Source organism: Mesorhizobium sp. RCAM 05099, assembly GCF_059683685.1.
Genome location: NZ_CM185035.1, coordinates 4,600,960 through 4,614,483 on the forward strand (window position 1 = coordinate 4,600,960; position 13,524 = coordinate 4,614,483).

General features: G+C 63.2%; 17 protein-coding genes. 2 read left to right on the top strand and 15 right to left on the bottom strand.

Annotated features, from left to right (window positions below; translation table 11 throughout):
* Positions 1–59: 59 nt before the first annotated feature.
* From AC56QQ_RS22895 to AC56QQ_RS22920, 6 genes are all read right to left on the bottom strand, one after another.
* Entirely contained in the window at positions 60–824 is a 765-nt protein-coding gene (locus tag AC56QQ_RS22895; protein WP_497123474.1) for a YbaY family lipoprotein, read from the bottom strand.
* Positions 825–937: 113 nt separating this feature from the next.
* A complete protein-coding gene (locus tag AC56QQ_RS22900; protein WP_497123475.1) occupies positions 938–1,414 on the bottom strand; it encodes a molybdenum cofactor biosynthesis protein MoaE in 477 nt (158 codons plus the stop codon).
* 2 nt (positions 1,415–1,416) lie between these two features.
* Entirely contained in the window at positions 1,417–1,674 is a 258-nt protein-coding gene (gene moaD, locus AC56QQ_RS22905) for a molybdopterin converting factor subunit 1 (protein ID WP_497123476.1), read from the bottom strand.
* Between the two features lies 1 nt (position 1,675).
* Complete coding sequence (pgsA, locus tag AC56QQ_RS22910) at positions 1,676–2,272, bottom strand: CDP-diacylglycerol--glycerol-3-phosphate 3-phosphatidyltransferase (RefSeq protein WP_091577231.1); 597 nt, start codon at positions 2,270–2,272, stop codon at positions 1,676–1,678.
* Between the two features lie 159 nt (positions 2,273–2,431).
* Positions 2,432–4,498, bottom strand: a complete 2,067-nt coding sequence (gene uvrC, locus AC56QQ_RS22915) for an excinuclease ABC subunit UvrC (protein ID WP_497123477.1) — start codon at positions 4,496–4,498, stop codon at positions 2,432–2,434.
* The gene (locus tag AC56QQ_RS22920; RefSeq protein ID WP_497123478.1) at positions 4,495–5,259 is read right to left on the bottom strand and encodes an SDR family oxidoreductase; all 765 of its coding nucleotides are present in this window, start codon (positions 5,257–5,259) and stop codon (positions 4,495–4,497) included. The genes uvrC and AC56QQ_RS22920 overlap by 4 nt, the downstream gene beginning before the upstream one ends.
* A gap of 411 nt (positions 5,260–5,670) precedes the next feature.
* On the opposite strand from AC56QQ_RS22920, the gene AC56QQ_RS22925 reads away from it, so the two are divergent.
* On the top strand, positions 5,671–6,330 hold the full coding sequence (locus tag AC56QQ_RS22925; protein ID WP_497123479.1) for an outer membrane protein: 660 nt from the start codon (positions 5,671–5,673) through the stop codon (positions 6,328–6,330).
* Positions 6,331–6,409: 79 nt separating this feature from the next.
* On the opposite strand, the gene AC56QQ_RS22930 is transcribed toward AC56QQ_RS22925, so the two are convergent.
* Positions 6,410–7,006, bottom strand: coding sequence for a glutathione S-transferase family protein (locus AC56QQ_RS22930; RefSeq protein ID WP_497123480.1), 597 nt, complete (start codon positions 7,004–7,006; stop codon positions 6,410–6,412).
* Between the two features lie 446 nt (positions 7,007–7,452).
* Positions 7,453–7,839: a hypothetical protein gene (locus AC56QQ_RS22935; protein WP_497123481.1), complete on the bottom strand. Its 387-nt coding sequence runs from the start codon at positions 7,837–7,839 to the stop codon at positions 7,453–7,455.
* A gap of 639 nt (positions 7,840–8,478) precedes the next feature.
* Here AC56QQ_RS22935 and AC56QQ_RS22940 point away from each other — a divergent pair.
* A complete protein-coding gene (locus AC56QQ_RS22940; protein ID WP_497123482.1) occupies positions 8,479–8,769 on the top strand; it encodes a transcriptional regulator in 291 nt (96 codons plus the stop codon).
* A gap of 36 nt (positions 8,770–8,805) precedes the next feature.
* On the opposite strand, the gene AC56QQ_RS22945 is transcribed toward AC56QQ_RS22940, so the two are convergent.
* The 7 genes from AC56QQ_RS22945 to AC56QQ_RS22975 form a co-directional block, all read right to left on the bottom strand.
* Complete coding sequence (locus AC56QQ_RS22945) at positions 8,806–9,420, bottom strand: LysE family translocator (protein WP_497123483.1); 615 nt, start codon at positions 9,418–9,420, stop codon at positions 8,806–8,808.
* 41 nt (positions 9,421–9,461) lie between these two features.
* Entirely contained in the window at positions 9,462–9,650 is a 189-nt protein-coding gene (locus tag AC56QQ_RS22950) for a hypothetical protein (RefSeq protein ID WP_497123484.1), read from the bottom strand.
* A gap of 5 nt (positions 9,651–9,655) precedes the next feature.
* Positions 9,656–10,492, bottom strand: a complete 837-nt coding sequence (locus tag AC56QQ_RS22955) for an EamA family transporter (protein WP_497123485.1) — start codon at positions 10,490–10,492, stop codon at positions 9,656–9,658.
* Positions 10,489–11,070 (bottom strand): TetR/AcrR family transcriptional regulator, encoded by a 582-nt coding sequence (locus AC56QQ_RS22960; RefSeq protein WP_497123486.1) that lies wholly within the window; start codon positions 11,068–11,070, stop codon positions 10,489–10,491. Before AC56QQ_RS22960 ends, AC56QQ_RS22955 begins: the two co-directional genes overlap by 4 nt.
* A 136-nt stretch (positions 11,071–11,206) precedes the next feature.
* Positions 11,207–11,659: a hypothetical protein gene (locus tag AC56QQ_RS22965; protein WP_497123487.1), complete on the bottom strand. Its 453-nt coding sequence runs from the start codon at positions 11,657–11,659 to the stop codon at positions 11,207–11,209.
* Between the two features lie 264 nt (positions 11,660–11,923).
* Positions 11,924–12,772 (bottom strand): 23S rRNA (adenine(2030)-N(6))-methyltransferase RlmJ, encoded by an 849-nt coding sequence (locus tag AC56QQ_RS22970; protein WP_497123488.1) that lies wholly within the window; start codon positions 12,770–12,772, stop codon positions 11,924–11,926.
* Positions 12,769–13,386, bottom strand: a complete 618-nt coding sequence (locus tag AC56QQ_RS22975) for a hypothetical protein (RefSeq protein ID WP_497123489.1) — start codon at positions 13,384–13,386, stop codon at positions 12,769–12,771. The genes AC56QQ_RS22970 and AC56QQ_RS22975 overlap by 4 nt, the downstream gene beginning before the upstream one ends.
* Positions 13,387–13,524: the final 138 nt, after the last annotated feature.

The following is a 13,524-nucleotide window of genomic DNA, read 5'->3' on the forward strand; positions in this document are numbered from 1 at the left end:
GTCTGACATCAGAGTGTCGATGTCCATGGCCAGGCCCCGCGCCCGACCATCAAGACATCTCAGCTTGCGGCGCTGAAGCGCAGGATCTCGCGGCCATCCTTGTCGGCAATGGCGAGCTTGCCGGCATCGACACTGTATGACGCAGCCTTGGCCAAGGCATCGAACAGCGCCTTTTCCTCAGCCATCACCTCCGGCGCGCAAGCCTTGTAGGTCGAGCCGATCTCGCTGATTGTGATCGCCTGGCCATCGACCTTGGCCGTGGCGAAGTACGTGTTGCAAGGGCCGCTGCCGCCTGCCTTGCCGGCCTCGCTGACCCTGAACGTCGCTTGCGGCGCGGCGATGGCGCCAATGCCGTCGACATAGTCGACCAGCCAGAGCTGACCAAAAACGGAAGCCGTCGGCTCGGTGCTCGGCGTGACCATCTTGAGCATGATGGTCTGCGGCACATCGGTCAGCGGATCGACCTGATGGCGCACATCGGAGATGAACAGCAGCCTGTCGTCGACGGTGATCCGGGCCTGAAGCGCATAGGTCATCTGCGACCGGATGACGGAGGGGTCGAATTTGATCTCGAAGCTGATCGGCACCTGACCGGCAGGCTTGATATTCTGCTCGCCGATGATTTTGACCGGAGCATCCGCCAGCGAGACATCGGCAAGCTGCACGGAGAGCACGGCACTGGGCGGCAACGCGATGCGCTCGCGATAAATCACCTCGCCTTTCACGGCCTTTTCGGCGGCAGCAGACAGTTCCGGCACGGCCAACACGCCGACCACCAGCGGCACAACACCGAAGACGAAGAATTCCGCGATCCTGTCCAGCATGACCATCTCCCTTTGCCCGGTCTGCCAATGCCCCGGGCTGCCAATGCCCCAGGCTGACCAACCGCGGTCAATTGGCCAAAGGATTGCGGTCAATGCATGGCTGCGGCCGGACTTTATTCAAGTGGTTTCCAGCGCTGTGCGGCCTTGGCGTCGGCCTCCTTGGCATCGACCCAGCCGCCCTCGGAGCCGTCAATGCGATGCTCCTTCTTCCAAAAAGGTGCGCGCGATTTCAAATAGTCCATGAGAAAATTCGCTGCCTCGAATGCCGCATGGCGATGCACAGAGGCGGCCACCACCAGCACGATGTTCTCCCCCGGCGCGATCTTGCCGTGGCGATGGATGGCAGTGAGCCCCTGCAGCGGCCAACGCTCGATCGCCTCGGCGGCGATGCGGGTGATCTCGGCCTCCGCCATGCCGGGATAATGCTCGAGCTCAAGTGCCGAGAGGCTGCCTGCCTCGTCGCGGCAAAGGCCGGAGAAGGTGACCACAGCGCCAATATCGGCGCGGCCTTGCGTCAGTCTGGCAATCTCGGCGGCGACGTCGAAATCCTGCGCCTGGATGCGCACGACAGGTACGACCGCGCCGGTCATTTTCAGCCCCCGGTCATCGGCGGGAACAGCGCGATCTCGCGCGCTCCCGATATCTTCTCGCGGTGGTCGACATGTTCCTGGTTGATGGCGACGCGGATCACATCGGGATATTGCAGCGCTTGCTCATAGCCCTCGCCGCGCGATTTCAACCAGCGCAAGAGGTCGGCGACCGTCTCGATGCCATAAGGCAATTCAACGTCTTCCTCAGATGTGCCGATCCGTTCGCGCACCCAGGCGAAATAGATGAGCCGGGTCGCCATCTCATTCATCCATGATGTGCTTGAGGCCGGCGCGGAAATAGTCGTAGCCGGTGTAGAGCGTAACGAGCGCCGCGATCCACAGCAGCACCAGCCCGGTCTGCGTGGTCAGCGGGAAAATCTTGTCGCCGGCCGGACCGGCCAGCAGGAAGGCGATGGCGACCATCTGGATCGCGGTCTTCCACTTGGCAAGCTGCGTCACCGGCACCGAGACCTTGAGCGCCGCCAGATATTCGCGCAGGCCCGAGACGAGGATTTCGCGGCACAGGATGATGATGGCGGCCCACAGCGACCAGCCGGCGATGCCTGCATGGCGATCGGTGTCGGCCGCCAGAAGCAAGAGGCAGGTGGCGACCAGCAATTTGTCGGCGATCGGATCAAGCATCTTGCCGATGTTGGAGGTCTGCTGCCAGGCGCGCGCCAGATAGCCATCCAGGTAATCGGTAATCGAAGCGAGCAAGAAGATGATCAGCGCCGACCAGCGGGCGAAGTCGCTCGATTTCAGATGCCCCTCCAGAAAAAAACACAGCACGACCAAGGGCACCGCGATGATGCGGGCGTAGGTGAGCATGTTGGGCAGGTTGAACGCGCGCTTGGCCATGTCTTGGGGACTCTTTCTGCCTGCGTACTCAAATCAGATGCGAATGTGGGGGGTCAACAGGCCAAAATCGATTGGCCAGCCGAAAATAGCGATAAACCTCTTTAAAGTGTGATGCATGCCGCTGTCCCAAAAACGCTGCGCACTTTTGGGCGACATGCATCAGCTCTCGTGGAAGTGATTGTAGACCAGTTTGGCAACCTGTTCGGAAATGCCGTTAACTTTCCTCAGATCCTCGATGGCGGCACGGCTGACCGCCTTGGCGGTGCCGAAATGCAAAAGCAGGGCGCGCTTGCGGCCGGGGCCGATGCCGCTGATCTCGTCGAGCGGGCTTTTGACCATTTCCTTCTTTCGGCGGGCCCGGTGCGAACCGATGGCGAAGCGGTGGACTTCGTCGCGCAGACGCTGGACGAAATACAGCACCGGATCGCGAACCGGCAGTGAAAACGAGTCCCTGCCCCTGACGAAGAAGCGCTCGCGGCCGGCATCGCGGTCCTGGCCCTTGGCGATCCCGATCGCCACGACGCGGTCCTCGATGCCGAGATCCGAGAGGATCTTGCGCACCGCCGTCATCTGGCCCTGGCCGCCGTCGATCAGGATGACATCGGGCCAGGCCGGGAAGCTGCCGGAGATGTCCTCCTCGATATCATCGATTGCACCGGCTGCCACCGCATCGTCGGGCGCGACATCGCCATGTTCCTTGAGCAGTCGCGAAAAACGCCGCTCCATCACCTCGCGCATCATGCCGAAATCGTCACCCGGCGTGATCTCGGTCGAACGAATGTTGAACTTGCGATACTGGTTCTTGACGAAGCCTTCCGGCCCGGCGACGACCATGGCGCCGACGGCGTTGGTGCCCATGATGTGCGAGTTGTCGTAGACCTCGATGCGCACCGGCGGCTTGGGCAGGCCGAAGGTCTCCGCGAAGCCGGCAAGCAACCGCCCTTGCGTGGAGGTTTCGGCCAGCCGGCGGCCGAGCGCCTCGCGTGCATTCTGCAAGGCGTTGTCGGTCAAATCCTTTTTCTCGCCACGCTGCGGCACCAGGATCGCGACCTTGCGGCCAGCCCGGGTCGACAGCGCCTCGGCCAGCAATTCCTGGTCCTCGACACCATGCGACAGCAGGATCGCCCGTGGCGTCGGCTTGTCGTCATAGAACTGCGCCAGGAACGAGCCCAGCACCTCGGACGCTTCCAGCGCCGGATCGGCCTTGGGGAAATAGGCACGGTTGCCCCAGTTCTGGCCGGTGCGGAAGAAAAACACCTGGATACAGACCTGGCCGCCTTCCTGATGGATGGCGAAAACATCGGCCTCGTCGACGGTCGCCGGATTGATGCCCTGATGGCTCTGCACATGCGACAGGGCCGCGAGCCGGTCGCGATAGATGGCGGCGCGCTCGAAATCGAGGTCCTCGGAGGCCTGCTGCATGGCGGCGGAAATTTCCGTCTTCACCTTCTGACTGCGGCCGGAGAGGAAATCCTTCGCCTCGGCGACCAGCTCGGCATAGTCCCCATGCGAGATCTCGCCGGTGCAGGGGCCGGCGCAGCGCTTGATCTGGTAGAGCAGGCACGGGCGCGTGCGGTTCTCGTAGAACGAGTTGGTGCAACTCCTGAGCAGAAAGGCGCGCTGCAACGAATTGATGGTGCGGCCGACGGCGCCGGCCGAAGCAAAGGGGCCAAAATAATCGCCTTTGCGCGACCGCGCGCCGCGATGCTTGTAGATGCCCGGCGAGACATGATCGCCGGTCAGGAGGATATAGGGAAACGACTTGTCGTCGCGCATCAGAACATTGAATCGCGGCCGCAAGCGCTTGATAAGATTGGCTTCCAGCAGCAGCGCTTCGATCTCGGTGCGGGTGACGACGAACTCCATCGTCGACGTCTCGCGCACCATGCGGCCGATGCGATTGGTGTGGAAGCGGCCTTGCGCATAGTTGGTCACGCGCTTCTTCAGGCTGCGCGCCTTGCCGACATAGAGCACGTCACCAGCGGCGTTCATCATGCGGTAGACGCCGGGCGCGTTGGGCAGCCGCTTGACCAGCGTCTGGATCACCTCGGCACCGACCATGCCTTCGGCGTCGCCGGCATGCGGCGTCCAGTCGATCGCCGTGAACGCTACGTCGGGACCTGCGGGTTCGACGATCTCCTCCACCGCCTCGTCCTCCAGATCGATATCGGGGGGCAGATCGTCGGCGCCGCCGCGCGGCTTGTTCTTGTGGTCTACAGGACTCATTCCACCATGCCTGTCACATCGGGCGTCCGCCATGCAAGGTGTTGACCGCCATCGAGCGCGATCATCTGGCCGGTGACGGAGCGGGCTTCCCAGAGATAGCGGATGGTGGCACCGAATTCCGACAATTGCGGGCCGCGCTTGAGGATCAAACCCTCGACCTGCGCGTCGAAATCGCTGTCGTCCTGGCGAACGTTCTTCAGGGTCGGCCCCGGACCGATGCCGTTGACGCGGATGCGCGGACCGAGCGCTTGCGCCATCATCTGCGTGGCCGTCCACAGCGTCGACTTCGACAGCGCATAGGAGAAATAGCGTGGTGTCGGGCGCCAGACCCGCTGGTCGATGATGTTGACGATCAGCCCCTCCTGTCCCTCCGGCAACGCCCGTGCGAAGTTTTGCGCCAGCAGCGCCGGCGCCTTCACATGCACGGCAAAATGTCGGTCCCAGGCCCGCCAGTCGAAATCCAGAACCGAATCGTCCTCGAACAGCGACGCATTGTTGACCAGCAGCGAGATCGGTCCGAGTGCGGCTTCCGCCTGGCTGATGAGACCGCCGACGGCGTCCATATCGGTCAGATCGGCGCCGACAACCGCAGCACGACCGCCGGCCTGGTTGATCTGGGCGGCCAATGCATCTCCCTCGGCGCGCGAGCGATTGCAGTGGATGGCGACGGCAAAACCGTGGGCGGCGAGATCCTCGACGAGCGCCCTGCCGATCCGTTTTGCCCCGCCCGTCACCAGCGCCGTGGCAGTGGCTTTACTCATATGCTGTCAATCCTCAATTTGGGCCGGAAAAACGGCGCCGGCGAAATATGGCCCGGCATGCGTTAAATGGCGTTCGCACCTTGGGCAGCATTGTGGCGAAACCGCCGGTTCGGCGTCCCGACTCGTCTTGGACTCGGAGCCGCCGACCGCAATATAGGACGCTGGACTCCTTGCACCAAGCGGTGTGCAGCGCAGCATGAAGTGGCTCCTGCCATTTCGCTGTTGCGAAGATGCAACGTCACGGTTCCGCCTCATTCGCGCCGGGGAATGACCCAAGTTCAGGTTCGCTTCAGCCGCATTTTGACACGACATTTGGAACCGACGAACGCCAGATCCGTTTCACCCCCCGGACGGGTCGATGGCGATCGTGAGAAACAAGCCTGTGTCCTGTGGCTTAAGGAGTAAAGAACAATGCAAGCCAATCTTAAATTCGCACGGCCGTTGGCCGTAGCGCTGGGCCTCTTCGCCCTCAGTGGAACCGCTTATGCCGCGGACGTCGTTTCCGAAGAGCCGCCGGCACCCGCACCGGTTGCCGAACTCCCTGTGGCGTCCTGGGCTGGTCCCTATGCCGGTCTGAATGTTGGCTACGGCTTCAGCGGCCGTACCAAGGAGAAGGATTTCGGCGATTCGACCGATACGAAGGGTTTCATCGGCAGTGTCTTCGGCGGCTATCAGTGGCAGCAGGAGAACTTCGTCTACGGCGGTGAAGCCGAGCTCGGCTACAACGGCGTCAAGGGTGACGACAATGGCATCCACTCCAAGGCCGGCTTCGAAGGCTCGCTGCGTGCCCGTCTCGGCTACGCCGTGACCCCGGAAATCCTGCTCTACGGCACCGGCGGTCTCGCCGGCAGAAGCCTGAAGGTGGAGGATACCGACCTCGGCACCAGCGACCGCGCCACGATGATCGGCTGGACCGCCGGCGTTGGCACCGACATCAAGCTGACCGACAATGTCTTCGGCCGTGTCGAGTATCGCTACACCGACTTCGGCAGCAAGAGCTTCGACGGCGGCATTGGCAAGGTCAAGGCCACCGACAACCGCGTCACCTTCGGCGTCGGTATGAAGTTCTAAGTCGTTCAAGCCACGACACGAAAAAGCCGGGCCTCGCGCCCGGCTTTTTTTATGTCCGACCACTCACGCGGGCGATCGGTCACCCGGGAATGCAAGGCTTGAGCTCGGGAAACTTCTCGTCGAAGCGCGCTGCCCACCGCGTCAGTCGGGCGCGACCCTTTTCCCATTTCCCGGCGAAGCGTAATGAGAGATAGCCAAGGCAGGCGCGTAACGCCATCTGGCCGACGGTGACCTTCTTCGGCAGCTTCGGCGGGTTGGCGTTGAGCAGGTCGAGTGCCTGCGTGATCTTCGCCCATTGGCGGTCGAGCCATGGCTGATAGACCATCTCCTCAGGCCGTGTCCGCCGTTCATAGACCATCGACAGCGCGCAGTCACAGATGCCGTCGGCCAGTGCCTCCAGCACTTCCGCCTCTAGCCGCTTGTCGGGGTTGCGCGGAAACAGCGCGTTCTTCGACAAACGGTTGAGATGCTGGGTAATGGCACGGCTGTCATGGATCGAACGGCCGTCATCCAGCACCAGCACCGGGATCTTGCCGAGCGGGTTGGCCTCGATCAGCACCGCCGGTTTGTCGTCGGTCTTGACCGGTACCGCCTCGATGGCAATGCCGGCATAGACCGCGGCCATGCGTACCTTGGAACTGTAGGGTGAGGAAGAGGCGTAGAGAAGTCTGGGCATGATTGGATTCCTGTTTGCCGACCGGCACTGTCAACCGGGAACGGTTGCCCCGGCAATGGCCAGGCGACAGAAAACCAGCTGCCAGAAAACCGGTGGCGGTTTCCTGCCATGACCATTGCGACCTGGCTAGGGACGGATGCGCGATCCACGCGGAGCGAGAAGAACCGGAGCAGAGCGGAGCATCCGACCTGCTTCTCAATCTCTCGCAGCCCCGACCTCGCAACGGGGCATTCGTTTCACGACCAGGCGCAAAGAAACCCAAGCCGTGCGAGCAAGCGAGGCGACCTGTCCGGCGCCTCGCTTTGCTGCCCTGACTCCCTTCCCCCACGTCCCGCGCATGGCCCGAAAACCGGTCCCGGTTTCCGGAATGATCATGCGCCGCTCGCAAGTGCCGGAGCGTTCTCCGCGCGTCCAGCAGGACACGCACCGCTCCAACAAGGCCTGGTCTACTTCTTGGCCGGCGCCTTCGCCTTTGCCGGTGCTGCCTTGGCCCTGGGTGCCGCGGCTTTCTTCACGGCGGGCTTGGTTGCCGCCGCTGCCGCCTTCTTGGCCGGCGCTGCCTTGGCCGCAGGCTTTGCCGCCGCCTTCGCGGGCGCTGCCTTCTTGGCCGCGGGCTTCGCCGCTGCCTTGGCCGCAGGCTTCTTGGCCGGTGCTGCCTTGGCCGCCGGCTTCGCCGCTGCCTTCGCGGGTGCCGCCTTCTTCACCGCCGGTTTTGCCGCGGCCTTGGCTGCGGGCTTCTTCGCCGGTGCGGCCTTCGCCGCCGGCTTCGCCGCAGCCTTCGCAGGCGCTGCTTTTTTCACTGCTACGGCGACCTTCGCCGTCGCTGCTTTCACGGGTGCTTTCTTTGCCGGTGTCTTGGATGCCGGCGCCTTAGACGACTGCTTCGCCATATCATGCCCCTTGCGTTACGCCGACGGCCGTGAATGACCTCGGCGGGGAATGCATATCTGACTCGCGGCTCTCTAGCCAGCGAAGCAATACACTGATTTTTGCAGATTAAGTTTTGGTTACGAAGGGCGCACGATCATGCTGACCATCGCAAAGATGCGTTGCTGATCTTTGATTATTGCCGCATTCCGTCACCGACATTCTGCGCGCCCTGTCAGACCGATCTCTCCGCGAAGCTGCGAAGATAAGCGAGCGGCCTTGCGTCTTGATCTTCGATGGTGGGGATCATGACCTGCTGTTTATCGACATGTTCGTCTTGTGCAAGTGGACGATTTACACAGATCACGAGAGCAATGCGATGGCCGATCGCGCCACCACCTTGTCAAGCGCGATCCCATCATCCGCTCGGGTGCGGATTGACAGATAACTCTACATTGCAGAGTATTCTGCACAAAATACAGGAGTGCTTCGATGTCGATCGCACAAGAGCAAGCGCTATCGCTGCCCGAGATCGCCGAGGCGGGGCCCCATGGATGCGGCCGCGTCGGCGACGGTCTCCGGCCCCGCCGCGCCGGAGCCAAATGATGGGCGCCGACGAAATCATCCACCAGAGCACGCGACTCAGGATCATGGCCGCCCTGAACACACTGGAAAGACGCGAGGCGCTGGAGTTCACCCGGCTGAAGGCTATGGTGAACGTCACTGACGGCAATCTCGGCGCACATATCGATACGCTCGCAAGGGTTGGCTATGTCGACGTCGAAAAGCTGTTCGTTGGGCGCCGGCCGCAGACGCGCGTCAAGGCGACGACGGCCGGACGGCGCGCGTTCCGCGGTCACGTTGCCTTTCTGCGCAAGCTTCTCGATCAGGCCTAGGCCGCGCGGCAAATAAGCGGCGACCAGCGGTACCTGTCAGCGCGTGACGACCACGGCAACGCCGGCGCCGATCATCACACCACCCGCCGCACGGTTGACCCGGCGCACAATCCTGGGCGTCCGGAGCAGACTGCGGGCGCGACCGGCGAGGATGACATGGCCACCGATCACCACGACCTCGACGGCCGGGATCACCATCGTCAATACGCCGAGATGATCAACGTCAAGCGACGCACCGACCACGTTCGGCAGCAGCGCCACATAGAACAGCGGCATTTTCGGATTGCCGAGATTGAGGGCTATGCCGGTGGCGAAGATCGTCAACAAGCCGCGCCGGTCGGAGATGGGCTGCAGGTCCGGCACGACGGGCACGGCCGTCCACAGCCTGATGCCCATCCAGATCAGGTAGGCCGCTCCACCATAGCGCAGTGCTGTCATGACGATCGCCATCTTGGCGGCGATGATCGACAGGCCGAAGGCGGCGAGAATGAGAAAGACGAGGATGCCAACCACGGTGCCCGCGCCATAGGCGACGCCGGACGCGGCGCCGCCGGAGATCGTGCGAGCGACGATCGTCATGTTGTCAGGGCCGGGGCTGGCGGCGAACACGAAGAAGGCGGCCGCGAAGGCAAGGATGGTTGCAAGGTCCATGAAGACTCCCGAAAGTGATGTGTTGCTCTCGGGTGCTCAGATTAGCCGGTTTGGCTGCCGGCGATAGCCGGAAAGATCATCGTTTTCGCGACAGCAACAGCGCGATCGCGGCGGATGCCGCGCCGAACACGCAGGTTGGCGACGGTCAGGCCCACGGCGACCGCGAGTATCGCAAGCAGGCCATTGTCGATCCTGGCGGAGCTGCTGCCCATACCGACGGGCGCGTGCATTTTTGTCACGGCTGATAGCCGAGACAGATAGCGCCGAGCGCGACGATGGCGCAGGCGCCGACCCGCCGGGGCGTCAGCATCTCGCCGAGAAACAGGCGCCCGATGAAGGCAGCGAACACGACACTGGTCTCGCGGATCGCGGTGATGGGGCCGGCTGGCCCCAGAGCGAAGGCGGCGACCACGACACCATAGGCCAGAAGCGCGAACAGGCCGCCACCCAGCGCCTTCCAGGTTTCCGGCGCCCGCAAGTCAACAGTGAGCCTGCCACGACAGGCAACGAAGGTCGCCGGCAGCAAGGCGCCGTAGATCAGCAGGACCCAGGAGGTATAGGCCCCGGCATTGCCCGCCGCGCGAACGCCGATCGCATCGACCGTGGCATAGGCGGCGATGATCGCTCCCGTTGCCAGTGCATAGAGTATCGATGTGGTGGCGGCTCTGCCTCTTCCGAGCGAAAGTCCCATGATGCCGCCGGCGACCAGAGCGACGCCGACGGTTTGCGGCAGGGTGAGCTGCTGGTTGGCGAGGAAAAAACCGCCGAGTGTTACAAGCAGCGGCACGCTGCCGCGAACGATCGGGTAGACCTGCCCCAGCTCGCCATATCTGTAGGCGGCCACCAGAAACACGCTGTAGCCGACCTGAAGGCAGGCCGAGAGCACGACATAGGGCCAGGCCGGTGCAGCCGGAAGGGCATGAAAGATGGCGAAGGGAATGGCGAGCGCCGTGCTGGAAAAGCTCATGACGGTGACGGTCCACAACCTATCGGCCCCCGTTCGCAGGAAGGCGTTCCAGCTTGCGTGCAAGATTGCGGCAAAGAGCGCCAGCCCGATGACCAGCGGGCTCATTGCGGCCTGCGCGAGGCGGCAATGACGGCCAGGGCGGCCTTGCGGGCGTCGCGAATGGCGGTGTCCGCCTGCCCCATCTGCGCCATCAGGGTTGCCCCTTCGATCAGCATCAACAGTGCCGCCGCCGCGCTCTCCGCCCGTCCGCGCGGCATCACATCCGCAAGGATCGACTGCATGCGTCGTCTGAGGCCGTCCTTCTGTCTGGCGGCTGCCTTGAACACCGGATGCTGGGGATCGCCGAACTCGGCCAGCGCATGCGCAAACAGGCAGCCGTGGAAATCCGGGCCGCGGAACCAGCGCTCGTGCCAGTCGAGGATTTTTGCGATCTTCTGCTCTGGTGTGGTGCCCTCCTCAGCAAGCCGGTCGAGCTGGCGGTCAAAACGCCTGGCGCGATAGTCGAGCACCTCGACGATCAATTCGTCCTTGCTGGGGAAGTGGCGATACATCGTCATCTTGGCCACATCGGCCTCGGCAATGATCCGGTCGATGCCTGTGGCATGGAAACCGGCGCGCTTGAACAGCGCGTAGGCTGTTTCTACGACGTGCTGGCGTTTGTCGGAAGCAGGCGACGATGTCATGGCGCTCACAGGTGATGAGACAGGTCTGTCTCATCACCATGCGACAGATCGCATCCTCTGTCAACACGGCACAAAAAAGCGCCCGCGGCCTATCCAGCCGCGGGCGCGACAAGGGATCGGGAAGGGAAAAACGCGCTCAGCGCAGGACGCGGCAGCGCCCGTTGTAGACCATCCAGCGGTCGAAGCCCGAGACGCAGAATTCGACATTGTCGCCGATCGAGGCAAAGCCCTGCCCTTCCTCGATCAGGTACCAGATGGCGCGGTCGCGGCCGTCGGAGAGGCTGACGGTGGCGCCGCAGTAGCGGCGGCCGATCGGCCAGGCCTCATTGGCCGGCAGATAGCGGTGTTGATGGATGCGGTGAAAATCGGTGATCTGCACGTCAGGCAGATGCGGCACGTGATGCACCTGGTAAGAGAAGCGGCTGGTGATCTTGTTGAGCACCCAGTTCTGACCGCAGATGCCGCCATCGTCCTCGGAATAGACGGCAAGGTCGGCCGCCTGCACGGACTGGGTGACGCCGAGAGGCGCGGCAAGCGGGGTGCATAGCGAAATCAGGGCAGCAAGGGCGGATTTGGCGAAGCGAGTCATGGCAGCCTCTCAAGGTCGGTTGCGCGCACTGTGCGGATTCGCTTGGCGGCGGTCAAGCGGTTGCATCGACGATGGTTTCCCAGCCGGAAACGGCTTTTGGCCAAGCCGAGCTTGCGTGGAACCGAAAGGGCTCCCGCACGTTGTTGGCTGGACCCACGAGAGCGCAAGCCCTGGGCCGTAAAAAAGCCCGCCTTCCCGCCCCCTCCGGAACGCGGGCTTTTTCGCGTCCGCCGTCGTTCATTGCCTCGCATGGCCGCCGCGACCTTACTCGCCGGCCAGCCAGTCGAGAGACCAATGCGCCGGCTTTTCCACGACAAGCAATTTGTGCAGTGCCGGCAGCACAGTTCGCAGCTCGCCTTCCAGCGTGAATGGCGGGTTGACCACCACCATGCCGCTGCCGTCGAGGCTTGGTTCGGTCGAAGACGGCCTGATCTCGAATTCTATGTCGAGCAGCTTGGGGATGCCGGACTGCTTTAGCGACTTTCTGAAGGCGATGATCGCCCGGCGGTCCTTGATCGGATACCACAGCGCATAAATGCCGCCGGGCCACCGCTTGTGCGCCCTTTCGAGCCCATCGACGAGACGGTCGAATTCGCCCGCTTCCTCGAAGGGCGGATCGATCAGCACTAGGCCGCGCTTTTCCTTCGGCGGCAGATGCGCCCCGAGCGCCAGCCAGCCGTCGAGTTCCATCACCCTCGTCTGGAAATCGCCGCCGAATTCCGTCCTCAGCCTCGCGGCATCCTTGGGATGCAGCTCGATCGCCGACAGCCGGTCCTGCTTGCGCATGAGATGCCGCGCGATCAACGGCGAGCCCGGATATCTCTTCACCCCGCCATCAGGGTTGAGCGACCGAACTGCCTCGAGATAGGGCGCGAGCAGCGCCGCCGCCGCCGCGTCGAACGAAGCATCGATCAGCCGGCCGATGCCGCCTCGCCACTCTCCGGTCTTCTGCGCTTCGACCGACGACAGATCGTAGCGCCCGATGCCGGCATGGGTGTCGATGACGCGAAACGCCTTGTCCTTCTGCTTCAGATATTCCAGCAACCGCGTCAGCACGACATGCTTGACGACGTCTGCAAAATTTCCGGCGTGGTAGGCGTGGCGATAATTCAAGCGGAACCCCTGCCCCAGCGTGGCGGTGGCGGCTGCGAGTTCGGATTTTCCGGCCGGCCGCCGCGGCCACCAAAGCGCATGGCCAGCACCAGCCCAATCAGACCGGCGGCCATCAGCGAAAAGCCGACCGGCCGCGCGCGGCCGTCGATCTCGCCGACACCGGAGCGCAGGATGAGGTCGACCGCCCGCATCGGGATGTCCTCAGCGTCGCCTGGGCCGACTGTGAAAATGTAGGGGCCGGGGCTGACGGCCGCTATCAGGCCGGCCTCATCGCGAAAAATCTTGTCGGGCAGTTGCGGGCTGGCCTGGCGCGGATTGTCGGAATGGTTGAACTGCAGCGTCGAGGCGAGCACCGTTCGGCCATTGGTGGCGGCGGTCAGAGTCAGCACCGTGCGCTGCTGCGAAACGATGCGCTCGGCCCTGGCGGTCAGGTCGACCAACACCCGCACCGGCGCGTCGCGGCCAGACAGCGGCACCGTCAGCGGCTTGAACCGACCTTGCTCGTAGACCCGCCAGGTGCCGATCTCATGACCGGAGAAATTGGTCATCGCCCAGGGATAGATGACACCGATGCCAGTGCCGGCGAGCAGGATCAGGACAAACAGAAAGCGCATTCAGAACGTCACCTTGTAATCGCACCTTGCCGGACAACCAGCTTGTATTGGTCCGTTGCGCAGTTCCATTTCGTCTAGCAACGCGCCGATTCCATCTTGTCCAGCAGTATGTCGAGACCGCCCGAATGTCTTGTCGAA